The sequence below is a fragment of the Micromonospora sp. NPDC001898 genome, from assembly GCF_042891255.1.
Taxonomy (GTDB): domain Bacteria; phylum Actinomycetota; class Actinomycetes; order Mycobacteriales; family Micromonosporaceae; genus Micromonospora.
The window spans coordinates 54,544-77,989 of record NZ_JBIATC010000005.1; the positions used below are offsets into that span (position 1 = coordinate 54,544).

General features: G+C 74.6%; 21 protein-coding genes and 1 tRNA gene. 11 read left to right on the plus strand and 11 right to left on the minus strand.

The features are described from left to right. Positions 1-21 precede the first annotated feature (21 nt). Positions 22-450 (minus strand): Fur family transcriptional regulator, encoded by a 429-nt coding sequence (locus tag ACFYZF_RS13330; RefSeq protein WP_387019484.1) that lies wholly within the window; start codon positions 448-450, stop codon positions 22-24. A gap of 199 nt (positions 451-649) precedes the next feature. Between ACFYZF_RS13330 and ACFYZF_RS13335 the strand changes: the two genes are divergently transcribed. Continuing rightward, on the plus strand, positions 650-1,132 hold the full coding sequence (locus ACFYZF_RS13335) for a DUF2231 domain-containing protein (RefSeq protein ID WP_387019487.1): 483 nt from the start codon (positions 650-652) through the stop codon (positions 1,130-1,132). A gap of 32 nt (positions 1,133-1,164) precedes the next feature. Here ACFYZF_RS13335 and ACFYZF_RS13340 read toward each other — a convergent pair whose 3' ends face one another. Then, positions 1,165-1,509, minus strand: coding sequence for a hypothetical protein (locus ACFYZF_RS13340; RefSeq protein WP_387019490.1), 345 nt, complete (start codon positions 1,507-1,509; stop codon positions 1,165-1,167). Between the two features lie 64 nt (positions 1,510-1,573). Between ACFYZF_RS13340 and ACFYZF_RS13345 the strand changes: the two genes are divergently transcribed. Next, the gene (locus ACFYZF_RS13345) at positions 1,574-1,759 is read left to right on the plus strand and encodes a hypothetical protein (protein WP_350883799.1); all 186 of its coding nucleotides are present in this window, start codon (positions 1,574-1,576) and stop codon (positions 1,757-1,759) included. 33 nt (positions 1,760-1,792) lie between these two features. Here the strand turns inward: ACFYZF_RS13345 and ACFYZF_RS13350 are convergent, their stop codons facing one another. The 3 genes from ACFYZF_RS13350 to ACFYZF_RS13360 all read right to left on the minus strand — a co-directional run bounded on the left by ACFYZF_RS13350 (position 1,793) and on the right by ACFYZF_RS13360 (position 3,611). Next, on the minus strand, positions 1,793-2,293 hold the full coding sequence (locus tag ACFYZF_RS13350; protein WP_387019493.1) for a flagellar biosynthesis protein FlgA: 501 nt from the start codon (positions 2,291-2,293) through the stop codon (positions 1,793-1,795). A 193-nt stretch (positions 2,294-2,486) separates the two neighbouring features. Continuing rightward, a complete protein-coding gene (locus tag ACFYZF_RS13355; protein ID WP_387020367.1) occupies positions 2,487-2,882 on the minus strand; it encodes an FmdB family zinc ribbon protein in 396 nt (131 codons plus the stop codon). Positions 2,883-2,924: 42 nt separating this feature from the next. After that, the gene (locus tag ACFYZF_RS13360) at positions 2,925-3,611 is read right to left on the minus strand and encodes a 5-formyltetrahydrofolate cyclo-ligase (RefSeq protein WP_387019496.1); all 687 of its coding nucleotides are present in this window, start codon (positions 3,609-3,611) and stop codon (positions 2,925-2,927) included. An 85-nt stretch (positions 3,612-3,696) separates the two neighbouring features. Here ACFYZF_RS13360 and ACFYZF_RS13365 point away from each other — a divergent pair, with 85 nt between their 5' ends. The 8 genes from ACFYZF_RS13365 (at position 3,697) to ACFYZF_RS13400 (ending at position 12,497) form a co-directional block, all read left to right on the plus strand. Further along, positions 3,697-5,961, plus strand: coding sequence for a diguanylate cyclase (locus ACFYZF_RS13365; RefSeq protein ID WP_387019499.1), 2,265 nt, complete (start codon positions 3,697-3,699; stop codon positions 5,959-5,961). A gap of 9 nt (positions 5,962-5,970) precedes the next feature. After that, positions 5,971-6,930: a UTP--glucose-1-phosphate uridylyltransferase gene (locus tag ACFYZF_RS13370; RefSeq protein ID WP_350883790.1), complete on the plus strand. Its 960-nt coding sequence runs from the start codon at positions 5,971-5,973 to the stop codon at positions 6,928-6,930. Continuing rightward, positions 6,927-8,231 carry a gephyrin-like molybdotransferase Glp gene (gene glp / locus ACFYZF_RS13375; protein ID WP_387019502.1) on the plus strand — a complete coding sequence of 435 codons (1,305 nt, stop codon included), beginning with the start codon at positions 6,927-6,929 and terminating at the stop codon, positions 8,229-8,231. The genes ACFYZF_RS13370 and glp overlap by 4 nt, the downstream gene beginning before the upstream one ends. Positions 8,232-8,339: 108 nt before the next feature. Then, positions 8,340-8,990 carry a GNAT family N-acetyltransferase gene (locus ACFYZF_RS13380; RefSeq protein WP_387019505.1) on the plus strand — a complete coding sequence of 217 codons (651 nt, stop codon included), beginning with the start codon at positions 8,340-8,342 and terminating at the stop codon, positions 8,988-8,990. Positions 8,991-9,169: 179 nt separating this feature from the next. Further along, positions 9,170-9,964, plus strand: a complete 795-nt coding sequence (locus ACFYZF_RS13385) for a hypothetical protein (protein ID WP_387019508.1) — start codon at positions 9,170-9,172, stop codon at positions 9,962-9,964. 174 nt (positions 9,965-10,138) lie between these two features. Then, positions 10,139-10,212 (plus strand) — tRNA-Ala (locus ACFYZF_RS13390). A gap of 154 nt (positions 10,213-10,366) precedes the next feature. Beyond that, positions 10,367-10,840 carry a hypothetical protein gene (locus tag ACFYZF_RS13395; protein WP_387019510.1) on the plus strand — a complete coding sequence of 158 codons (474 nt, stop codon included), beginning with the start codon at positions 10,367-10,369 and terminating at the stop codon, positions 10,838-10,840. A gap of 280 nt (positions 10,841-11,120) precedes the next feature. Beyond that, positions 11,121-12,497 (plus strand): M23 family metallopeptidase, encoded by a 1,377-nt coding sequence (locus tag ACFYZF_RS13400; RefSeq protein ID WP_387019513.1) that lies wholly within the window; start codon positions 11,121-11,123, stop codon positions 12,495-12,497. A 307-nt stretch (positions 12,498-12,804) separates the two neighbouring features. Here the strand turns inward: ACFYZF_RS13400 and ACFYZF_RS13405 are convergent, their stop codons facing one another. Continuing rightward, a complete protein-coding gene (locus tag ACFYZF_RS13405) occupies positions 12,805-13,659 on the minus strand; it encodes a hypothetical protein (protein ID WP_387019515.1) in 855 nt (284 codons plus the stop codon). Between the two features lie 189 nt (positions 13,660-13,848). On the opposite strand from ACFYZF_RS13405, the gene ACFYZF_RS13410 reads away from it, so the two are divergent. Continuing rightward, positions 13,849-16,812: a BTAD domain-containing putative transcriptional regulator gene (locus tag ACFYZF_RS13410; RefSeq protein ID WP_387019518.1), complete on the plus strand. Its 2,964-nt coding sequence runs from the start codon at positions 13,849-13,851 to the stop codon at positions 16,810-16,812. Between the two features lie 137 nt (positions 16,813-16,949). On the opposite strand, the gene ACFYZF_RS13415 is transcribed toward ACFYZF_RS13410, so the two are convergent. The 5 genes from ACFYZF_RS13415 to ACFYZF_RS13435 all read right to left on the minus strand — a co-directional run bounded on the left by ACFYZF_RS13415 (position 16,950) and on the right by ACFYZF_RS13435 (position 23,363). Further along, complete coding sequence (locus ACFYZF_RS13415) at positions 16,950-17,879, minus strand: hypothetical protein (protein WP_387019521.1); 930 nt, start codon at positions 17,877-17,879, stop codon at positions 16,950-16,952. A gap of 199 nt (positions 17,880-18,078) precedes the next feature. Beyond that, complete coding sequence (locus ACFYZF_RS13420) at positions 18,079-18,735, minus strand: 4'-phosphopantetheinyl transferase (protein ID WP_387019524.1); 657 nt, start codon at positions 18,733-18,735, stop codon at positions 18,079-18,081. 234 nt (positions 18,736-18,969) lie between these two features. Next, positions 18,970-19,818 (minus strand): peptidase, encoded by an 849-nt coding sequence (locus ACFYZF_RS13425; protein ID WP_387019526.1) that lies wholly within the window; start codon positions 19,816-19,818, stop codon positions 18,970-18,972. A 1-nt stretch (position 19,819) separates the two neighbouring features. Continuing rightward, a complete protein-coding gene (locus tag ACFYZF_RS13430) occupies positions 19,820-21,136 on the minus strand; it encodes a VWA domain-containing protein (RefSeq protein ID WP_387019529.1) in 1,317 nt (438 codons plus the stop codon). 508 nt (positions 21,137-21,644) lie between these two features. Beyond that, positions 21,645-23,363, minus strand: coding sequence for a dolichyl-phosphate-mannose--protein mannosyltransferase (locus tag ACFYZF_RS13435; protein WP_387019532.1), 1,719 nt, complete (start codon positions 23,361-23,363; stop codon positions 21,645-21,647). Positions 23,364-23,446: the final 83 nt, after the last annotated feature.

The window sequence follows — 23,446 nt, forward strand, 5'->3', positions numbered from 1 at the left end:
CGGCCGGCGGGGGCGATGGTGTCAGTCGTCGGCGGAACGGCGGGACTGGCAGGCCGGGCAGAGCCCCCAGAAGGTGACCTCCGCCTCGTCCACCTCGAAGCCGTACGCGATGTTCGGGTCGAGGCACGGGGCCGCGCCGACCGCGCAGTCGATGTCGGCGATCTCGCCGCAACCCCGGCAGACCACGTGGTGGTGGTTGTCTCCGGCGCGCGCCTCGTAGCGGGCGGGGCTGCCGGCCGGCTCGATCCGGCGGGACAGCCCGGCCCGGGACAGCGCGCCGAGGACGTCGTAGACGGCCTGGGTGGAGACGGTGTCGAGGCGTTCCCGCACCCGGCGGGTGATCTCGTCGACCTCCAGGTGGCCGCCGGCAGCGAGGACGTCCAGCACGGCGAGGCGCGGCCGGGTGACCCGTAGGCCCCTCGATCGGAGCAGCTTCTCACCAGCGGACATGAGGTCAATGACAACACGGCCCCCACCAGGCGACAAGCAAGCTCCTCGGCCGGGTGGTCAGGGCCACAGCCCGCATCGACCGGGCCGCGGGCTGAACCGGGCAATCAACGCGCGCGTGTACCCGTTCGTCAGCACTGCCGTGGCGGCGGATCGTCGTACGCTGGCTGCCGCGGGCCGCGTCCACTCTCGGAGGTATCGGGTGTTCAGGGAGATCAACGGGCTGCCAGGCCACGTTCTGGTGATTCACGCCGCCGTGGTGTTCGTTCCGCTGCTTGCCGTGCTGGCCGCCGCTTACGGGTTGCTGCCGAGGTGGCGCCCCCGGTTCGGCTGGGCGGTGGCCGCCCTCGCGGTGGTCACCCCGATCGTCACCTGGGTGGCGACGGAGTCGGGCGAGACGCTGGAGGATGCGCTGCGGGAGAAGGGCTACCCGCCGCAGATCCTCGACCAGGTCCACGAGCACGCGGAGTACGGCGGGACGTTGCTCTGGTTCACCGTCGGCCTCGCCGTGGCGGCCCTCCTACTGCTGCTGGTGACCCGCAACGACGACCGGGTCTCCCGGCTGCCCTCCTGGGCGCCCCTGCTGCTGACCGTGGTGGTGGTCGTGCTCGGGGTGGCCTCGCTGGTCTACGTCTACCTGACCGGCGACACCGGCGCCCAGGCGGTCTGGGGCGGCACCCTCTGACCGTCCGTCCGTCCGTGCGCGAGCCGGCCTGGTCAGAAGATCGCCCGGGAGCAGAGCAGGCAGACCAGGGCGACCAGCACCACCGCTGCGGCCCCGCCGACGCTCCAGGTGACCCACTGGGCGCGCTGTTCCTCCACGTCCAACCCGGCCGTGTCCTGCGGAGGCAGGTGCCGGGGCGGCGCCACCCGCAGGTGCACCGGGGGCCGCCAGCCGGGCGGCGGGGGCGTGGTGGGCGGCGGCCCGCCGTACCCGGCCGGGCCGGGACTGGCGGCACCGGCCGGCCGTTCCTGGTCGGGGGCCGCGCCGGCGTTGCCGGGGGCGTCCGGCGGGCGGCGCCAGTAGTCGTCCTCGGGGCGGTCACCGCTGGGCGTCGTCACGCCGTCCGACGCTACCAACCCCGGGGCCGCGTGGCCGACCGGACGCGGGCCGGAACCGGTACTCTTGCCGCTCGTGAGCATCGACCCGGGGACGCAGGCGCGCGGCGACGACGACCGTGCCGTCGAGCTGAGCGACGACTTCGTGGTGTTGCCCGAGCAGACGGCCGACGACACCGACCGGGGTTGGGGCGAGCGGTCCGGCGGCAACGACGACTGGCTGCTCGCCGAGCGCCCGCCGCACTGGGCCTGAGCCCCGCCGCCTGCCGTCCCGTCCCGCTCGGCGTCAGCTGCGGACCACGATGGCGAACCGGCTGCCCTCCGGCAGCCCGACGGCGCGCTGCGCCTGCTCCGGGCGCAGCGCCAGGTAGAGCGCCGAAAAGCCGTCCGCCGCGCCGGCCCCGACCACGTCGAGCACCAGCGCGCGGGACGCCAGCAGGTCGGCCTCGGCGGCCCGGCCGTCGGCCGGCACGGCGAGCAGGTCGACCCGGGCACCGGGGCGGACCACGGCGAGCGCGGCGGGTTCGGCCAGTCGGACCGGGACGCCGACCGCCCCGTCGGGCAGCGGCAGCGCGGACGGCGGGCCGCCGGTGGACGGCACCGGGCCCGGGCCGGGGGAGTGGGAGCCGCCCGGCGGTGGCGGGCAGCCGGCCGGGGTCTGTAGGACCGCCGCGGCGAGCCCGAGGAGGGCGGCGACGAGGGCGGCACGCAGCAGCGTGGACCGTCCTGGAAGCCGGGGCCGGCGCACCGGCCGCAGTGATCCCGTGCCCGCCCCGGTGATCGCCATCCGGTCCTCCCGCCTCCCCCGGGTGCCGTGGTGGCACCGGGGCACCCCGCCTCGTCCGGTGCCGTGACGGCACCGGGAGCAGCAGGCTAGGACGGGAAGGGCCGGCCCCGCCCGGGTCGGGGCGGGGCCTGTGGACAACCGGGCCGCCTGTGGACAACCCCCACGCGGCGCGGCGATCTGCTAGGAAACCGGGTCAGGAGGAGCTGGAACCGCTGGCCGCCGGGGCCTTCGGCGTGCCGCCCGAGGACGACGACCCGGACGCGCCGCCTGAGGACGACGACCCGGACGAGGTCGACGAGCCCGAGGACTCGCTGGTCGAGCCGCCGGACGTGCTCGACGACGCCCCGGAGTCGCCGGACGACGAGTCGGACTTGGCCGGCTTCTCGGAGCCGCTCTTGGCCGGGTCGGCCCCGGAGCGGGAGTCGGTGCGGTAGAAGCCCGAGCCCTTGAAGACGATGCCGACCGAGTTGAAGACCTTGCGCAGCCGCCCCGCACACGCCGGGCACTCGGTCAGCGGCTCGTCAGAGAAGGACTGCACCGCCTCGAGCTGGTGACCGCACGCGGTGCAGGCGTACTGGTACGTGGGCACGTTCTCCTCCGGATGATCTGGCACGGCCGGTTGGCACTCGGCTCATTCGAGTGCCAATGGTGCGTCATCGGACCCGGGTTCGTCCAGCGGAAGTGCCGGGACCGACCCGAGGCCGCCTGTCAGCGTACGCAGCCCCGTCCCGGGGCCGACCACCGCGCGGACCGGCCGGTCGTGCGGCTCGACGGGGAGGCGTTCGCGCAGCTCACCGTCGTGCAGCAGGGCCACCGTCAGGGTCCTGTCGCCGACCCGGGCCAGCGCCCGGTCGTACGAGCCGCCCCCACGGCCCAGCCGTCGCCCGTGCCGGTCCACCGCCAGGGCCGGCACCACCACGAGCTGGGCGGCGGCGACTGCCGCCCGACCGAGCCGGGGGCCGCTCGGCTCCCGCAGTCCCCGCCCGGCCGCGACCAGGCAGCCGGGGCCGGTGTACGCCGCCCAGTCCAGGTCGAGGTCGTCGCACAGCACCGGAAGCAGCAGTTCGGCCCCGGGCGGCAGGGCCGCGCGCAACGCCTCCGGCAGCTCCGGCCCGCCCGGCTCGGAGCCGACCGGGACGTACGCGGTCATCCGGGTCGGGCGCAGCCGGCGGACCACCTCGACCAGCGCGGCCCGGACGCGCGCCGCCGCCTCGGCCCGGGCCGACGCGGGCAGCGCGCGGCGGCGGGCGAGCAGTTCGACCCGGGTACTCCGCTTCGCCGCATGGGCCACTTCCGCGTCATCAGAAAAATCAGGCACGCAACACTCCTGACGCAACGTTTCCCACCCGGTCGCACTGTGTCAGCATCGCTAGCATCGGGCGCGGAACTTCCGGGGGGAAGCGTTGACGCTACGCGGGCGGTTGACGGCAGCCTTCCTCGCGGTGGTGCTCGGCCCGGTCCTGCTCGGCGCGCTTCTCGTCGGCTCGACCATGGCGGCCGTCGACCGCAGCCGCTCGGCGGAACGGCTCGGGCTGGCGGCGGCGAGCGTGCGTACCTCGGTCGACGCCCTCTGCCAGCAGTTGCGGGCGGCGGCCGACGCGGTCGCCCTCGTCGCGGACCAGGCCGGGCGGCCCGGCGCGGCCGGGCAGGTGGTGAGCCGGGGCCTGGCCTCCGCCGTGCTGGTCACCGACGTGGCCGGCGGCGTCCTCTACACCACTCCCGACGCCCTGGCCGGGCCCTGGCGGGACTGCTCCGCCGACGAACCCGCCGGTGGGCCGGTCCGCGCCCTCACCGCGCGGGTCGGGCTGCGCGACCGGGCCGGCGTCGACCTGGGCGCGGTCGCCGCGGCCCAGCCGGTCGACCCGGGCTTCGTGGCCCGGCTGGCGGCGGTCACCGGCGTCGCGGTCACCCTCCTCGACGACGCAGCCGGCGGCGTCGCGCACACCACCGAGGACCCAGGGGTACGCGACGCGGTCCTCACCGCAGCGCGGAAGGTCACCGGGGACCGGGTCACCGAGACCGTGGACGGCCGGTACGTCCGTCGGGTGGGCCCGTCGCCGGGGCAGCCGCTGCCGCTGGTGCTCTCCGTGCCCAGCGAGCAGCCCCCCGGCCTGTACGCGGCGCTGGTGGGCGCGGTGGTGCTGGCCGGGCTGCTGGCGGTGGCGGTGGCCTGGCGGTTGGCCCGGGTCACCACCCGGCCGCTGGTCGAGCTGGCCGGCGCGGTGGACCGGGTGGCCCGTGGCGACCTGGGCGCCCGGGTGCCGGTGCGCAGCCGTGACGAGATCGGCCGGCTCGCCGCCGCGTTCAACCGGATGACCCGGGAGACCGACTCGTACGTGCAGGCGCTCACCAGCAGCCGGGACCAGTTACGTGGGCATCTCGCGGTGCTCGGCGACACCCTGGCCAGCACCCACGACCTGCAACGCATCCTGCGGGTGATCCTGCACAGCGCGATCGCCGCGACCGGGGCCCGGGCCGGGGCGGTGCTGCTGGTCGACGGCGGGGTGCTGGTGGGGCGGTGCTCCGAGGGGCTGGACGGGCGCTGGCCTGCCGCCGGGGCGCTGCCGGACGCCGCCGACCCGGCGCGGCCCGCCGACGCAGACCCGGCGGCGCTGCGGGTGCCGGTGGGGCGCGGGGTGGTCGGCGCGGTGGCGGCCACCGGTGAGCCGTGCCGGGGCCGCGTCGATCCGGCGGCCGAACCGACCGGGGAGCCGCGTTGCGAGACGTACGTCGCGGTGCCCTTCGCCACCCCCGGCGGTCTCGCCGAACGGGCCGGCGCGGAGCCTGCGGCGGCGCTCGGCGTGCTGGTCCTCTACGACCGGCTCGGCGGGGACGAGTTCGACGACGACGACCTGGTCACCCTGCGCACCTTCGCCGGGCGCGCGGCCGTGGCGGTGGACAACGTCCGGGTGCACGAGGAGGCCCAACGGCTGTCGCTGACCGACCCGCTCACCGGGCTGTGGAACTACCGCTACCTGCGCGAGTCGATCCGCCGGGAGGTGGAGCGGGCCAGCCGGTTCGGCCGGATGCTCAGCGTCCTCGCGCTCGACCTGGACCGCTTCAAGACGGTCAACGACACCTGGGGGCACGCCGCCGGGGACGCGGTGCTCGCCGAGTTCGCCCGCCGGCTCCGGGGCGAGATCCGCGAGGTGGACCTGGCCTTCCGCCAGGGCGGGGAGGAGTTCGTGCTGCTGCTGCCGGAGACCGACGCGCGGGGCGCGACCATCGTGGCCGAGCGGCTCGGCGCGGCCGTCCGGGACACCCCCGTCGCGTTGGACGGGCCCGGCGGGGTGACCATCGGAATGACCGTCTCCGTCGGCATCGCCGTGTACCCGGACCACGCCACCACCGGCCAGCAGGTTCTCGACGCCGCCGACGCCGCCCTGTACGCGGCCAAGGCGGCCGGCCGGGACATCTGGCGGCTGGCCGAGGCACGGCCCTGGCCCCTGGTGGAGGAGATCGCCGTGCCGGCCGCCGCGGCCAGCCCCTCCGACGGGCTGCCCCGGGCGGGCACGGCGATCGACGGGCGGGAGTCCCCGGCCCGAGTCGCGGCGGCGGTCGGCCCGGCCGACCCGGACGCCGGGCGGCCCGATGTGCCGGTGGCGCGGTCCGGGCCGGGCGGCGCGTCTTCCGGTCCTCACCCGTCGCGGCACGCCCGTGGCCGATAGTCTCGCGACATGTCGGAGCATTCAGCGAACCCCTCACCGGCCGCCGCAACCGGTCGTTCCCGCGCCGTCAAGGCCGTCATTCCCGCTGCCGGCCTGGCCACCCGGTTCCTGCCGGCGACCAAGGCGGTGCCCAAGGAGCTGCTGCCGGTGGTCGATCGGCCGGTGCTCCAGTACATCGTCGAGGAGGCCACCCAGGCCGGCATCGGCGACGTGCTGTTGATCACCGGGCGCGGCAAGACATCGATGGTGGACCACTTCGACCGTCGGCCGGACCTGGAGGCCCGGCTGGAGGCCAAGGGCGACACCGAGCGGCTGGCCGCCGTGCGCGGGCCCAGCGAACTGGCCGAGATCTACACCTGCCGCCAGCCCGAGCAGCTCGGCCTCGGCCACGCCGTCGGGTACGCCGAGTCGCACGTCGGGGACCAGCCCTTCGCGGTGCTGCTCGGCGACGAGTTCGTCAAGCCCTCCGAGCCGCTGCTACCGGCGATGCTGGAGCTTCAGGCCCGCACCGGTGGCGTCGTGCTGGCCTTCTTCGAGGTCGACCCGGCCGAGACGAAGCGGTACGGCATCGCCTCCGTCGAGCCGGCCGAGCCGGAGCTGACCGACGTCGGCGAGGTCGTGAAGGTCACCGGCATGGTCGAGAAGCCGAAGCCGGAGGACGCCCCGAGCAACCTCGCGGTCCTCGGCCGGTACGTGCTGCCGGGGCGGATCTTCGACGCGATCCGGCGGACGAAGCCGGGCAGCGGCGGGGAGATCCAGCTCACCGACGCGATGGAGCTGCTGCGCACCGAGGGCGTGCCGGTGCACGCGATCGTCTACCGGGGCACCCGCTACGACACCGGCATGCCGCTGGGGTACCTCCAGACCGTGGTGCAGATCGCCGCCGAGCGGGAGGACCTCGGCGCCGAGTTCCGCGCGTGGCTCGGCGAGTTCGTCGCCGCAGGCGCGTCGGGCGGTCCTAATACATGACCGCGACGGCCGACGCCGAGGCGGCCGCGAACGAGTTGACGCCGCTCGCCGACTACCTGGGCAGCGTGCTGCGCAGGTTACGCGCGCTGCCTCCGCTCGACCTCGACCTCACCCAGGCGTACGGCAACGTCCTCGCCGAGGACGTCGTCGCGCCGCACTCCTTCCCGGCCTTCGACCAGGCGGCCGTGGACGGGTACGCGGCCCGCTGGGAGGACCTCTCCGGCACGGGCCGGGCGGCCGGGTACCACCCCGGCCCGTCCGGGTCCCGCACCGTGCGGCTGAACGTGGTCGGCGACCTCGGCGCGGCGAGCTGGCGTCCGGTCCGGCTCACCCCGGGCTCCTGCTTCTCCGTCGCGGCCGGGGCGCCGCTGCCGATCACCGCCGACGTGGTGGTGCCGGTGGAGTGGACCGACCAGGGCATGGCCGCCGTGGAGATCTTCCGCACCCCCAAGCGGGGGTACGGGGTACGCCGCGCCGGTGAGGAACTGCCCGCCGGGACGCTGCTCGCCCGCGCCGGCACGTACGTCTCTCCGGCCCTGGTCGCGGTGTTCGCCGCCACCGGCATCGGGCACGTGGTGGTCCGGCCCTGCCCCCGGGTGGTGGTCGTGGCCACCGGCGACGAGCTGGTCGACGTGGGCCGGGGCAGCCAGCCCGGCCAGGTGGTGGACGCCAACTCCCACGCGCTGACCGCCGCCGCGGCCGAGGTCGGGGCGCTGGCGTACCGGGTGGGTATCTGCGACGACGACCCGGAGGGGCTGCGCGGGCTGCTGGAGGATCAGACCCTGCGCGCCGACCTGATCATCACCACCGGCGGCACCGGCACCGGGCCGGGCGACATGGTGCGCCGGATCCTGTCCCGCCGGGAGGGCGGCCGGGCCGGGCCCGTCACCTTCACCGAGGTGGCCCTCTATCCCGGCACATCCCTCGGGTTCGGTACGGTCGGCGCCGAGGAGGTGCCGGTGGTCTGTCTTCCCGGTGAGCCCGGCGCGGCGCTGATCGGCTTCGAGGTGCTGGCCCGCCCCGCCATCAACCTGCTGGCCGGGGCCGAGCCGGTGTTCCGGCCGAGCGTCCGCGCGCATCTGCTGGAGACCATCACCTCCCCCGGCGGGCTGCGCGAGTTCCGGCCCGCGCACGTCGCCGAGCGGCGCGGCGGCGGCTACACCGTCCAGCCACTGTCGGGCGGCCCGTTCACCCTGTCCGGGTTGGCCGAGGCGAACGGGCTGATGGTGCTCGGCGAGCGGGTCACCGCCGCCGCCGCGGGCTCCACCGTGGACGTCCTCCTGCTGGACCGGCGACGGTGAGCGCGAGGAGTGAGCTTGCGAGCCCCGCAGTCGTGAGCGGAAGGTTGGCTCGGTGAGCGCGAGGAGTGAGCTTGCGAGCCCCGCAGTCGCGAGCGGAAGGCAGACTCGGTGAGCCTGTTGCGGGCCGGGCGGTCGCCGGGCTGGCCGGCGGTGCTCGTGGACGGTCCGGTACTGCTGCGGCCGTACCGGCGCTCGGACGCGGCGGCCTGGTCGGAGGTGCGCCGCGCCAACCGGGCCTGGCTGACCCCCTGGGAGTCCGTGCTGCCCGGGAGCTGGGACGAGATGAACTCGCCGGCCGCATTCCGCTGGGTGCACCGGGACCAGCGCCGTTCGGCGCGTACCGGCGAGGGGATGCCGTTCGCGGTCTGCCTGCGCGAGCAGGAGCGGGAGCGGCTGGTCGGGCACCTCAACATCGGCAGCATGGTCCGGCGGGCGTTCTGCTCCGCGTACGCCGGATACTGGGTGGATTCGCGGGTCGCCGGGCAGGGGGTCATCCCCACCGCGCTGGCGCTCGCGGTGGATCACGCCTTCGGCCCGGGTGGGCTGCACCGGATCGAGGTGAACATCCGGCCGGAGAACAAGCCGTCCCGCCGGGTGGTGGAGAAGCTGGGCTTCCGTGAGGAGTCGTACCACGTGCGTTACATGCACATCGACGGTGCCTGGCGTGACCACATCGGATACGCCATGACCAGCGAAGAAGTGGCCGCCGAGGGCGGCCTGCTGGCCCGCTGGCACCGGCTGCGCGCGACCGCCGGGTGAAGCGGCCCACCTGTGCCTGATCGGCGCGGCGCACAATCAAGACGGTCGGCGGCCCGTAACCTCAAGTAACTGCAAGCTATGGCAAGCGTTGCCCGCCCGCAGGTTCGACCGCCAGGAAGGCGATTTGTCGAAGATCCTGCGGCTGTACGGCGGTTGTCCCGAACTCGGTGACGGGAGGGGTGAGGGTGCCGACCTCGGTGCTCCTCGCCGTCCTCGCCGCCGCCGGTCTGCTCGCCCTCGCGCCGGCGCTGGTTCGTCGGTACGACGCCACCGAGCGGCTGGTGGCGGAGCGGGCGCAGTCGACGGCGCGGGTGCTCCAGCGCCGCCGGCGGGGCCGCACTGTCCCCGGCCGCCGGCCGGTCAACCCTTCCCGATCGCTCGTTGTCACTCTGAGCGAGGATGTGAACACGGGTAGTCTGTCCGCCCCGGTCTCAGCGCCGCCGGCCAAGGGCCGCCGACGGCGTCGGCTGAGCGCCGTACCGTCGGCGGCGAAGTCCCGTCGACGGGCCGCGCCCCGGCGTCGCCAGCACACCCCGGCGATCTACCGCCGCCGTCGGGTGCTGGCCGCCCTGCTGCTGCTCAACTTCGTCGAGCTGATCGGCGTGGTCGTGGTCGGCCCCGGGTTCTGGATCAGCTTCTCGGTCACCGCGACGCTGCTGGTGACGTACGTCGTACACCTGCGCAAGCTGGCGTTGGTCGAGCGGCGGCGGCGGCGGGCGCAGGCCCGGGAGGCGGCCTGGCTGGCCGCCCGGCAGGCCGAGGTGCGCCGCGAGCAGGCCCGCCGGGCGGCGGCCCGCCGGGAGGCGCAGCGCCGTCTGGCGGCCCAGCGCGAGGCGGTACGCCGCACGGCGATGGGCCTGGACCGCCCGGCAGACCTGCCGCCCGCGGCCAGCGGCGGCTCGGTGTCGTACCGGCGGACGGGCGGACTGCGGGGCCGTCCGTACCAGTCGGGCCGCACCTCCCACACGGCCTGACCCGCTCGGATGTTCGGGGCGATCTTGGAAGATTTCGGCCCCTCCGGGGGCCGTTTCTTACCAAGATCCGCCGAGCGGGCGGGGTGATTCGCTCGGCGGACGGGTGTGCTGTTAGTCTTGCTGCCGGCCCGCCCGGTGAAAGCCGGGTGGGACCGAAGCCGGTCCGCCGGCGGAGGGGCTGTGGCGCAGTCCGGTAGCGCACCTCGTTCGCATCGAGGGGGTCAGGGGTTCGAATCCCCTCAGCTCCACCCGGTTAAAAGGCCGTTTCCCATCTGGGAAACGGCCTTTTTCGATGTGGCCCGGGTGGGTCTACCTGCTCTTCTGTGTCCGCCCGGGAGGAAGGCGAGCAGCGGCCGTACGGATCTTTGCAGCGCAAGGTGGTTGCTACCTAGTCTGTGCGCCATGGGCTGGAACACCTCTGCCGTCTTCGTCGCCGGCCACGACCCGCTCGCCATGCTGACCTCCGCCGCGACGGCCACCGGAGAAGAGGTCCACGGCGACGAGGCGACCTCGGGCCTGCGCCACGGCGTCGTCTACACGGCCCGGACCGGGCAGTGGCACGAGCTGTGGGACCCATCCCTGGTGTACGTGACGACAGAGATCGACCTGACCGGCCGCCGGGCGCTGTCGGTCGTCTTCTCCAGCGTCAGCAGCAGTTACGGGTTCACCTATCACGACGGGCACACCCTGGCCCGGCGTCTCGTCTACGCCGACGGGGAACCCGTGGTCAACGAGGGCGCCCCACTGCCGGTCGAGCAGGGGCTGACCTTTCCGGAGTGGGGGCCGGACGAGGACTTCGTCTGGGCCGTCATCGACGACATCACCGGCATCACCTTCGACCCGGACCGCCGTTACCAGGTCCATCAGGTCCACTGACTGCCGCCGGATGCACCGGATCCACGACGACGACCCCGCGACTATCCGCCCGGCCCCTTCCAACATCCAGGCCGGACGGGTGGTCGTCAGAGTGGAATGAGGCCGGATCGGGCGGCGTGTACTGGCCCTGGGCGGCCCCCGACCGGGGGGCTCCGCGACGAGTGTGGCCCGCATCGGCCCCCAGCGCACCTGCCGGCTGGGTCGATCTTCCGGCTCGGACGTCCCGACACTAGGATCGACATCCTTCTACCTCGTAGCCCATTCCGGAGGGAACTCCTCAATGACGGGTCTATTCGCCCGCGTCCTCACGTCGGCCTGCCTGGCACTCGCGACCGCCGGCGCCTCGGTGCTCGCGGTCGCGGGCACCACCGCTGTCGTGGCCACGCCGGCCCAGGCGGCCGGCCCCCGGCCCAACTTCCAGATGCCGGTCCCCTGCGGCGAGACATGGAGGATGGCCACCTACTACGGCCACGACGACTACGACATCGACCTGACCTTCACCGGCGGGGCCAGCAACGGCCGGCCGATCCTCGCCTCCTACGGCGGCACCGTCACGTTCGCCGGCTGGGGCAACAGCGGCGGCTGGTACGTGATCATCGACCACGGCGGCGGTTGGCGGACGTTCTACCTGCACATGATCGAGACGCCGATGGTCCGCGCCGGGCAGTGGGTGTCGACCGGCCAGCAGATCGGGCGGGTCGGCAGCACCGGCAACTCCACCGGCCCACACCTGCACTACGAGCAGGTGCGCGACGGGGTCAAGACCGAGTCGTACTTCAACGGCGTGGCCTCCGGCATCACCTCCGACGGCAGCCCGAACACCGGTCCGCTGTACATCTCCGGCCCCACCTCGGCGGCCCGGAACATGACCAGCCAGAACTGCGGGCAGGTCAACACCAACCGCCAGGTGTACGAGTCCGGCAGCCACAGCGGTTGGCAGATGCTGCCGGTCAACGGCATCACCGGCTCGGCCACCGCGTCGATGGTCATGGGCACGAACAAGCTGCTCTACACCGTCAACGACGGCCGGGTGTACGAGGCGTCCAGCGACACCGGCTGGCGCAACCTGTGGACCGGCATCTCCGGGGTCAGCAACAACGCCCTGGCCGTGATCAACGTCGACGGCGTGAAGTACGTCTACACCGTGGCCGGGGGGATGGTGCACGAGGCGTCCAGCGCCAATGGCTGGCGGAACCTGAACACCGGCATCTCCGGGGTCAGCGCCAACGCCCTGGCCGCGATCAACCTCAACGGTGTGAAGATCGTCTACACCGTGGCCGGGGGCTCGGTGCACGAGGCGGCCAGCAACAGCGGTTGGCGGAACCTGAACACGGGCATCTCCGGGGTCAGCGCCAACGCCCTGGCCGGGATCAGCGTCGACGGCGTGAAGTACGTCTACACCGTGGCCGGGGGGATGGTGCACGAGGCGTCCAGCGCCAATGGCTGGCGGAACCTGAACTCCGGCATCTCCGGGGTCAGCGCCGACGCCCTGGCGGCGATCAACCTCAACGGTGTGAAGATCGTCTACACCGTGGCCGGGGGCGCGGTGCACGAGGCTGCCAGCAACAGCGGTTGGCGGAACCTCAGCTCCGGTGTCCGTGGCACGGCCGTCTCGGCGACGAGCAACAGCGGGGTGAAGATCCTCTACACCGTCTGACGGCTATTCCGGCACGCCCGGACCGCACGGTCCGACCCCGCCTGCCTGGCGACCAGACCCGGATCCCGCTGGATACCGGATCGGATCGCCAGGCAGGCGGCCCCCGTTCGGGCCTCGTCCGATCGATCGAGGGCCAGGCCTCGTCCGATCGATCGGGACCAGGTGCGAATCCCTCAGCGGCCGCCTGACCCGCCGCGCGACATCTGTCGGCCCATGTCCCCGACGGCACCGGCCGACGTGGCCGATCCCGGCCGCCACCCGGGCCGGTCCGGGTTCCGCCACCGCCGGCGGCACCCGGACCCACGGGTCAGCTACCGCAGATGCCGTACCCGTTGAGGCTCCATGTGCCGGCGAAGCCGTCGGCGTCCTCGGTCGCCCGCACCCGCACGGTGCTGCCCGAGGTGATGTTGATCGCGTTGAGCAGCACCTGCCCGTTGCCGGCGTTGATGTCGGCCCCAGCGCTGTAGAGCGCCTTACCGGCCGGGCAGGTCCTGAGGTGGGTTCTCTGCGGGTCGCTCGAGCTCGTCCCCGTCACCACGATCCGCTCCAGCCCGGCGGGCGCGGTGGCGCAGACCGCGAACGATGTGGCGCTCCAGCCGGTCGGCGAGGTGCCCTGCACCGCGACCGCCCGGACGGTCACCGACGACAGGTCGGATGACGGCACCACCTGGTCGAGCACGACGTCACCCAGGCCGCTGTTGATCCGCCCGCCCATCCCGATGACCTTCTTCGTCCCGCAGCTGGCCGTGACGAACTCCGTCCCGACCGCCCCGGTGGTCGCCACGACCTGGTAGCCGGCCGGCGTGGTGGCGCACTGGGCGAGGGCCTGGAGCCCCCAGTCGCCGGTGAAGTTCGTCGGGCCCACCTCCCGCATCGTCACGAAGAAGCCGGTGCCGTTCGCCAGCGGCTCCAGCCGGTCCAGCCCGACCCGGCCGTCGGCCGTCGACCCGGCCGTGAGGAAGCCGCCGCCCCCGGTGACCACCTTGCCGGCCGGGCACGACGCGAGCGCCGACTTGTCCAGGCTGCTCTCGGCCGCCGACTGGGTGACCGTCTCCAGCCCGGCGGGGTCCGCCGAGGCCGGCGCCGCCCCGCCGATCGCCCCCAGCACCGCCGCCGCCCCGACGACCGCCGTCAGCACGCCACGTCCCCTGATTGCTCGCATTGTCGATCTCCCTGTCCACCCCGGACGGTCGGCGCGCTGGCACCGGCCCGTCTCCGCCGGGCCTTCGCCGGCAGCTGGGGACAGCCTGGGCGGCCACGCTTGGCGTCCACTATCCGACGGCTTGCCGCCGGCCACCCCGCACGTCCCGTCCATAGACTGGGTCGTCCGATCACGACTGTGGGGAACGCCATGCGGTGGTCCGTTCTCGGTCCCGTCCAGGTGACCGCCCGGGGCCGGATCCTCGCCATCGACCGTCCCCAGCAACGCGCGGTGCTCGCGCTGTTGCTGCTCGACGCCGACCGGCTGGTCCCCGCCAGGCAACTCGTGGCGGCGCTCTGGGCGGACGACCCACCGGCCACCGCCCGGACCCAGGTGCAGGTCTGTGTCTCCCGGATCCGAGCGGCCCTGCGCGCCGAGGGTGCGGCAGACCTGCTGGTCACCCAGGGCGGCGGCTACCGGCTCACCGTACGCGGGACGGAGCTGGACCTGGCCGAGTTCACCGCGGCGGTCGAGCAGGCCCGCGCCGAGGAGGCGGCCGGCCGGCCGGCGGAGGCGGCGCGGCTGCTGCGCGCCGGCCTGGCGCTGTGGCGCGGTCCGGCGCTCGCCGGCGCGGCGGGCGCCTTCGTCGCCACCGCCGCCGCCGGCCTGGACGAGCAGCGGCTGGCCGCCCACGAGCGGCTCGCCGCCGTGGAACTCGGTCTCGGCCGGTGCGCCGGGGTCGCGCACGCCCTGCGCCCCCTGGTCACCGCCCACCCGCTGCGCGAGCCGCTGGTGGCCCGGTACCTGCTCGCCCTGGCCGGGTGCGGCCAGCAGGCCGCCGCGCTGCGGCTGTACGCCGAGACCCGGCGCCAACTCGTCGACGAGCTGGGTGTGGAGCCGGGTGCCGAACTGGCCGAGGCGCACCTGCGGGTGCTGCGGGGCCAGGTGCCGCCCGCCACCGGGCCCGCCCCGCCCGTTCCCGCCGAGACAGTCCCGTCCCAGCCCGCCGGGCCGCCCCCGGCGCAGCTCCCCGGCGAGCCGGCCTGGTTCACCGGGCGGACGGCGGCGCTGCGCGAGCTGAACGACCTGCTGCCCGGCGATCCTGCCGGCGAGAACGGCACCACCATGCGCACCGGCGACGCCGGCGGCGGGGACGGTGCCGGCCGGGCGGTCGTGATCTCCGCGATCGCCGGCACCGCCGGGGTGGGCAAGACCACCCTCGCGGTGCACTGGGCGCACCGGATCGCGCACCGCTATCCGGACGGGCAGCTCTACGTCAACCTGCGCGGGTTCGACCTCGACGGCCGGGCCGTCCCGCCGGCCGAGGCGCTGCGCGGCTTCCTGGCGGCGCTGCACGTGCCGCCCCAGCGGGTGCCCACCGACCTGCCCGGGCAGTCCGCGCTGTTCCGGAGCCTGCTCGCCGGCCGGCGGGTGCTGGTGCTGCTCGACAACGCCCGCGACGACGAGCAGGTGCGGCCCCTCCTGCCGGGCTCACCGGACAGCCTGGTCGTGGTGACCAGCCGCAACCGGCTCACCGGGCTGGTCGTCCGCGACGGGGCCCGTCCGGTGACCCTGGACCTGCTCGCGCCCGCGGAGTCGCGGGAACTGCTGGGCCGCCGGCTCGGCCGTGGCCGCGCCGGCACCGAGCCGGTGGCGCTCAACGAGATCGTGCGGCGCTGCGCCGGCCTGCCGCTGGCGCTGGCCATCGTGGCGGCGCGGGCCGTCGGACAGCCTGACGTGCCGCTGGCCGCCCTCGCCGCGGAACTGCGCAAGACCAACGCGGACCGGCTCGCCGCGCTGGAGACCGGTGACCCCGCGACCGACGCCCGGGCGGTCTTCTCCTGGTCGTACCGGGCGCTCGACGCCGGGTCCGCCCGGCTGTTCCGGTTGCTCGGTCTGCACCCCGGCCCCGACGTCGCGCGGCCGGCGGTGGCCAGCCTGGCCGGCCTGCCCCCGTCCCGGGTCGGCCCGTTGCTGGTCGGGCTGACCCGGGCGAACCTGCTCACCGAGCGAGTCCCCGGCCGGTACGCCATGCACGACCTGCTCCGCGCCTACGCCTCCGAGCTGTGTCACGAGGCCGACCCGGAGGCCGAGCGGGCAGCCGCCCGGGGCCGCCTCCTCGACCACTACCTGCACGCCACGCACGCGGCGGACCACCTGCTCGACCCGTACCGGCTGGCCCGGCCGACGACGCTGCCGGCACCGGATTCGGGGGTGACGGTGGGCGACCGGCCGGACCACGCCTGGGCGACCGGCTGGTTCACCGCCGAACACCACGTCTTGCTGGCCGCCGTGGAGCAGGCGGCCGGCACCGGCCTGGACCGGCACGCCTGGATGCTGGCCGCCGCCCTCACCACGTACCTCGACCGGCGCGGGCACTGGCCCGAGCTGGCCGCCGCGCACCGCACCGCCCTCGCGGCGGCCCGGCGCCGGGGCGACCTGGCCGGGCAGGCCCTGGCGCACCGGGGCCTGGCCATCGCCTGCACCTGGCTGGGCGACCACCGGGGGGCGCACCTGCACTACGGCCGTGACCTGGAGCTCTACCGGGAGCTGGGCGACGACACCGGTCGGGCGCACACGCACCTCGGGGTGAGCTGGGTGCTGGCCCGGCAGGGCCGGCACCGGGCGGCGCTCGACGAGACGCAGCGGGCGCTCGACCTCTACCGGGCCGCCGGCTACCGGGTGGGGCAGGCCAAGGCGCTCAACAACCTGGGCTGGCTGCACGCCCGGCTCGGCGAACCCGGGCCGGCGCTGCGCTGTTGCCAAGCGGCCCTGCGGCTGCACGAGGAGAACGGCGACCGGCACGGCGCCGCCCTGACCTGGGACAGCCTCGGCTACGTCCACCACGGGCGCGGTGACCACGGACAGGCCGCGGACTGCTACCGGCGGGCGCTCGCGCTGCACCGCGAGCTGGGCGACCGGTACGACGAGGCGGAGGTGCTGGACAACCTCGGCGACGCCGAGCGTGCGGCCGGGGACCTCGCCGCCGCCCGGCGGGCCTGGCGGGCGGCGTCGGCCATCTTCGACGAGCTGCGCCACCCCGACGCCGACCGGCCCCGGGGCAAGTTGGCCGCCACCGCCGGGCCGCCCCGACCACAGTCGTGCCGGCCCGCCCCACACGTGGTCGGCCAGACCACCCCCGGCCACGCGGCGCCTGCCGAGCGGCACCCGTGACGTAGGGGGTGCCCGCAGCCCTTCAGCGACCGGGTCATGTCGCGGTTGGAGGCCGCCCCCCGGCAGGGGAACGGCCTCCAACCGCGTCGACGGGCGGCCGGTCGACGCACCCGGCCATCCGGGTACGCGGATCGGACCTACGGCTTCCAGGAGCCGGCGGCCTCGAAGTTGTGCCGGTACTCCATCGCGCCGTTCTTGTTGGCCACGTCGAAGGTGACGCTGCCGGTGCGCTTGCTGCCCTCCCGCAGGTTGACGCCGGAGTCGAGCAGGTCGCCGCAGCCGGCGAACGCGCCTGCGATCCCGTTCTCGGTGGTGCCGTCGTCGGCGACCCACTGGAAGTAGAACGGGTTGATCGACATGTTGCCCTTCTTCACCGTCGCGGTGACGTCCGCGATCAGGTAGAGCCCCTTGTCGGGTGCGGACGAGTACGCCTTGCAGCCCTTGGTCGAGGTGCGGAACCGCAGCACCGTGATCTCCAGGGTGCCCTCGTCGTCGGTGATGACCAGGCTCTGGCCGGCCTTCAGGTTGAACGTCTCACCGTCCGCCGGGGTCGAGGACGAGGACGGGCGGTCGGTCGGCCGGCTGCCCGGAGCGGCGGTCTCCACCGGCCCGGGAAGCTGCCGCTCCGCCTCCTTCGCCGTTTCGTCGATGCCCTTCACGAGCGCCACCACGCCACCGATGCAGCAGAGCAGGGCGAGCACCGCCGCGACGACCGCGATGATGATGATCGGCTTCTTGCTGCTCTTCTTCGGCTGGACCGGGCCGAGCGGGTAGCCCGGGCCGCCCGGCGCGGCACCGGGCTGGTACGGCTGGTACGGCGATCCCGAGGTGGGCGGGTACGGCGTGCCGGACACCGGCGGATACGCCGCGTCCGGGGCAGGAGGTGGCGGGTACCCACCTGGCTGGTACGCCGCGTCCGGGGCGGGCGGCGGCGGGTATCCACCCGGCTGGTACGCCGGATCCGGGGCGGGCGTGAACCCGCCCTGCGGCGGCTGGTACGGGGACCCCGAGGTCGGCTGGTACGGGGCGCCGGAGGCCGGCGGCGGCGCGTACGGCGCACCGGACACGGGCGGCGGGGGTGGCGGTGCGGTGGGATCGGCCGGCCACTGCGGCACGGGTGCCGTCGGCGGTTCCTGGTTCGGCTGGTATGGATCCTGCGGCCCGTAAGGGGGCTGGGGGTGGCTCACCGTACTCCTCGGCACCTGATTACGTTCGCGACGACCTGACGGTATCGCCCCTGGCAAGGCTCCGGGTACACGTACCGTCTCAGCGGGGTAACAGGATAGCGGCGGTGCGGACCAGGCCGGCGTCGACAGCGAACCGTCCGGTGATCGTCGCGGGTGGGTCGGGCACCGGGGCCGCGTCCAGCCGGGCGGCGGCGATCCGGGCCGTGAACAGGCCGGAGTCCGGGTCCAGCTCGACCAGGGCGTCGTGGAAGTCGAGCCAGGTGCCGACGATCGGGTGCCAGACCTTGTAGACGGTCTCCTTGGCGCTGAACAGCACCGCCGGCCAGGAGACGCCGGCCGGCAGCCGAGCGCACCCGTCCCACTCCTCGGGCAGGCCGATCAGCCGGCGTACCCCTGCGTTGAGCTCCCTGTGCTGCTCGGCGTCCATGCCGACGGAGCGGACCTGGTCGGCGCGGGCCGCGGCCGCGGCGCAGTAGCCGCGGGTGTGGGTGATGGTGCCGACCACCCCGGCCGGCCAGACCGGGGACCGGTCCGGTGCCGACGGCAGGGCGACCGCCGGCACACCGAGCCGGGTGAGCGCCCGCCTGGCGCAGACCCGCCCGGCGGTGAAGTCCCGCTGCCGGCTCTCCACCGCCCGCTCGCCGAGGCAGGCCCGCTCGGCGGGCAGCAGTTCCCCGGCCCAGTCGTCGGACCCGGCGACGGCCACCGCCACCTCGGGCGGCAGCAGGTCACGCATTTCCGGCCCCGGCCGCCTCGGCCCGCCAGGCCAGCACCTGCTCGGTGGTCAACTCCCGGATGCTCATCGGTGCCGAACGTACCGCAAGGGGGCGGCACCGGAGGGCCCCGGACGCGGCCCGACCGACCCCGCCGGTGGCCGCCCCCTCGCGGGAGGAAGCGGCCACCGGCACGTCGGCGCGCGGCGCGGCCGGGAGGGGCGTCGGTCAGGGGGCGCGGCCGGGAGGGGCGTCGGTCAGGGGCGGCGCGGGCGGCGGGTCAGGGCGAAGCCGACCACGCCGGCCACGGCGGCCAGCACGCCGCCGACCGTGGTCCAGATCCAGCGCGAGGACCCCTCGGGCAGCCAGCCGGTGAGCAGGGACTCGTCGTCCTCCTCCTCGGCCGGTGCCGCCGCCGGTCCACCGGTCAGCACCGTGCCGGCCTTCGTGTTCGGCACCAGCGGCGCCTTCAGCTCCCCGTCGTCGGCCGGGGCGTCGCCGTCGCCCACGTCCGAGACCAGCAGGTCCACGTCGAACGGCAGGCCGAGGTCCGGCTCCGGCAGGTCCACCACCGAGAGCCGTACGTAGTACGTCCCGGGCAGCGGGTCGGCCGACCACGGCTCCGCCCAGGACCGGACCTGACGCAGCGTGCAGCCGAGCGCGACGCTGGTGACCGACGCCGCGGCGGTCGGGGTCTGCGCCCCCGCCGTGCACGCCTGCCGGCGGCGCAGGCCGTCGAAGACCTCGACGGTCCAGGTGGACGCGCCGGTGCGGCCCTTGGGGAAGCTGGCCGTCGCGGTGATCTCGTGGATCTGCCCGGCGCGGGCCGGGAAGGACCAGTAGAGGTGGTCGCCGGTCGACGCACCGACCCGGACCGGCTGCCCGGCGGTGATGCCGGTGGCGGTCAGGAACGAGGTGCCGGCCTTGGTGACCGTGGTGGCCCCGGGGGAGGGGGTGGGCGCGGCGAGCTCGTCCCGGGTCGCGGGAGGCGGCGGGCCGGCCAGCGCGGGCGCGGTCGGCAGGGCCAGCGCGGCGGCGGTCGGCAGCGTCAGGACGGCGGCGGCGGCGGCGAGCGCCGCCCCGGACCGGATCAGCGGGGTACGCACGTCAGTTCTCCCTCCAGGTCGCGACCCACCAGCGGGTGAGCAGGCCGGCGACGAGGCCGGTGAGCAGGCCGGCCAGGGTCAGCAGCATCAGCAGCACCCAGCCCCGGCCCAGGTCCGGCCCGCCCGGGGCGGGCGACGAGGCGACCACGTCCACGGTCAGCTCGATCGGCATGCCGGGGGTGGCCCGGGTGCCGGGACGGGGCGCGAAGGCGTTGCTGACCACCAGACAGACGGTGGTCGGGGCGGCCTCGGCCTCGCCCGGCACCGGGGTCGGCGTCTCCCCCTCGGGGGCGTCGTCCGAATCGGCGGCGGCCGACCAGCGCAGGCCTGCGGAGACCACGTCGGTACGGCCGCTGCCGGCGTCCACGCCGCGGACCAGCTCGCGGCCGTCCGGCGCGGTGGCCCGCAGCAGCACCCCGTAGTCCGGGTTGACCGGGCGGTCCAGCGCGATGCTCACCGAGGCACGCAGCTCCTGCCCGGGGCGCACCGGGACGCGGTACCAGCGGTGCTCGGAGAACTGCTCCCGGTCGGTGTAGACGCCGGGGGCGAGCAGCGGCGCGTCCGGGCAACGGGCGGAGCCGCCCACCACGGCCGGGGCCGCGGTGTACGTGTCCCGGGCCCGGTCGACCAGCTGCTTGATCCGTCCGGTCAGCTCGTCCGCGCTCTGCGCGGCCGTGTACGTTCCGCCGGTCGCGTTGGCGATGCAGAGCAGTTGCCGGCGCACCTTCTCGTCGGGGGCCAGGCCGAGGGTGTCCACCACCAGCTTGGTGCCCTGCGCGGCCAGGTCCCGGGCCACCTCGCAAGGGTCCGGTGGGGCGCAGGTGTCCTCGCCGTCGGTGATCAGCACGATCCGGCGGGCGGTGGCGCCGGTGCCCAGGTCCTGGGCGGCCGAGCGGAGCGCCAGCCCGACCGGGGTGAAGCCGGTGGGCCGGAGGGTCGCCACCGCCGCCTTGGCCTGGGTCCGGTCCACCCGGCCGACCGGCACGATCTGCTGGGTGTCCTGGCAGCCGACCTTCTTGTCCTTGCCCTTGTAGGTGGCACCGAGGACCCGGATGCCGAGCTGGGTCTCCTCCGGCAGCGCGTCCACGACCTCGTTGAACGCCTGCTGCGCCACGGAGATCCGGCTCCGCCCGTCGATGTCCCGGGCCCGCATCGAGCCGCTGACGTCGAGCACCAGCTCGACCCGGGGCGGCTCGGCGGGGGTCTCCTCGTCGGCCCACGCGGGCGCGGGCCCGCTCAGCACGATCCCGGGACCGATCAGGACGGTCGCCGCCAGCAGTCCACTGAGGACGGATGTCGATCGTCTTCTGTTGATCACTGGGGCGAGTGTAGTGAGATCCACTCCGGACGGTCGGTCGCCCCCCGGCGGCTGCCCCGCACCCGGCCCGGCGGCCCCGAACGGCCCGCATGACCAGCATTCCGGCGGTGCTGGCCGCAGGGATCTTGCCAGGTCTTCCTCGGATGACTGAGGGTTAGCTGCCAGGTGTAAACCACCAGGCTGGGGTGAGTCTCGTCGGAAATCTGACCCGAGTCCACCCGTTGTGCCGGTGGTTCCCGGTGGTTAAGCTTCACGTGCGCGCCCCAATCGCCCGCTTCCCCCGTGGCAGGCGATCGGGGCGCGCGTTTTCGTGCCGGGGCCACTTCTTCGTGCCCGGGCCCCTTGAGGTCCTCGCGCCGGAGCCGCCGGCTATCCGATATCCGACGCCGCCTCCGGTTTCCGCTTACCGGCTACCGGGCCCGCTCCGTCATCACCCTCCGCGACAGCCGGAGCGCTCCCACGCCGACGGCCGACCACCGGTCTCGGGGGCCACCGCTTGGGGCCGTCGTCAGGTCCAGCGGCCGTCCAGCCAAATCCGGGCCGACCACTCCGCGTACGGCAGCAGCCTTCCCACGAAGATCGGATAGAAGTACGCGAAGCAGAGCGCGACCAGCAGCACGTACGCGCCGACCACGATCCCGCCGACCAGCCGGCGGTCGGCCGCGTCGTCCGGCCCGGGGGGTGGGGCCCCGGCCGGCGCCCGGGCACCGGCCGGGGCCGGAGAGACGATGGCGCCCAGCACGTAGACCACCGCCAGCACCAGGAACGGCAGGGCCGGCGCGGCGTAGAAGGAGAACATCGTCCGCCCGTCCAGGGCGAACCAGAACCAGGGCAGCAGGCCGGCCGCCGCACAGAGCAGGATCGCCCCGGCCCGCCAGTCCCGCCGGGCGACGCCGATCCAGGCCGCCCCGAACAGGGCGGGCAGGAACGACCACCACAGCAACGGCGTGCCGAGCAGCAGAACCTCGCTGGCACAGGTCGGCGCTCCGCAGGCACCGTCACCGGACCAGTGGAACGCCACCGGCCGGCCGAGCAGCAGCCACTGCCACGGCCAGGACTGATACGGGTGCGACTTGGCCAGAGTTGTGTGGAAGCCGTACGCGGCCTTGTGGTATTCCCACAGGTTGTTCAGCGCCCCGAGGTACGGGGTGTCGCTGAGCCCGGGCACGTTCGGGTACCGGGCGGCGAGCCGGTAGTAGCCGTCGTCGGTCAGCAGCCAGCCCGACCAGGTGGCCACGTAGGTGACGACCATCAGCACCCCGGCCAGGGCAAGCCAGGGCACCTCGTCGAGCAGGGCGTCGCGCCAGGGCCGGCGCACCCCGGCGGACCGGCGGACGCCGACCTCCCAGAACAGGGCGAGCAGCGCGAAGGCCGGCAGGAAGTACACGGCGCTCCACTTCACCGCGCACGCGCAGCCGAGCAGCACCCCGGCCGCCAGCCGCCACCAGGGCCAGTTCCGCCAGCCGCCGGCCGGCCGGCCGGCCCGCCCCGCGGCGGTGGGGTCCAGCCCGGCCTCCAGTGCCCGGCTCCACCGTCGCCGGCGGGCGTCCCGGTCGAGGACCAGGGCGCCGAACGCGGCCAGCACGAACAGCAGCAGGAAGATGTCGAGCAGGGCGGTGCGGGAGAGCACCAGGTGGAAGCCGTCCAGGGCGAGCAGCAGGCCGGCGGCGCAGCCGAGCACGGTGGAGCGGAACAGCCGGCGGCCGATGCGGACCAGCAGCAGCACCGACACGATGCCGGCGATCGCGGCGCCGATACGCCAGCCGAACTCCGGGGCGGTGGTCGTCAGGTGCCCCGGCACGGAGATGTTGTGCTCGGCGTCGGAGTAGCCGAAGGCCCACTCGCCGAGCCCGATCAGCCACTTGCCCAGCGGCGGGTGCACCACGTACGACGGGCCGTTGTCCTTGTAGTTCCACTCGACGCCCTTGTCGACCAGCCCCCAGCCGTCGCGGGCGTAGTAGATCTCGTCGAAGATCTTGCCCTTCGGGCTGCTGAGGCCGACCAGGCGCAGGATCGCCGCGATCGCCACCACGACGGCGGTGGCCAGCCACGAGTTGACGTCCAGCCGGGCGTCGACGGTCGCCAGCCGCCGCCGCACGATGGCGGGGACGCCCCCACCGCCGCTGATGGGGGGAGGCGCGGACTCCTCGGTCGCGGCGCCGGCTCCGGCGTGCTCCGATTTCGCCTGGCCCGCGCTGGCGCTCTGCGCTGTCGACGCACTCGTCACGAAGCGATCGTAGGCTGCGGAGGTGCCCGGTGGCGCCCGTCGTCCCCAATACCGGTACAACTGTCGATGAAGGAGTGCGTTTC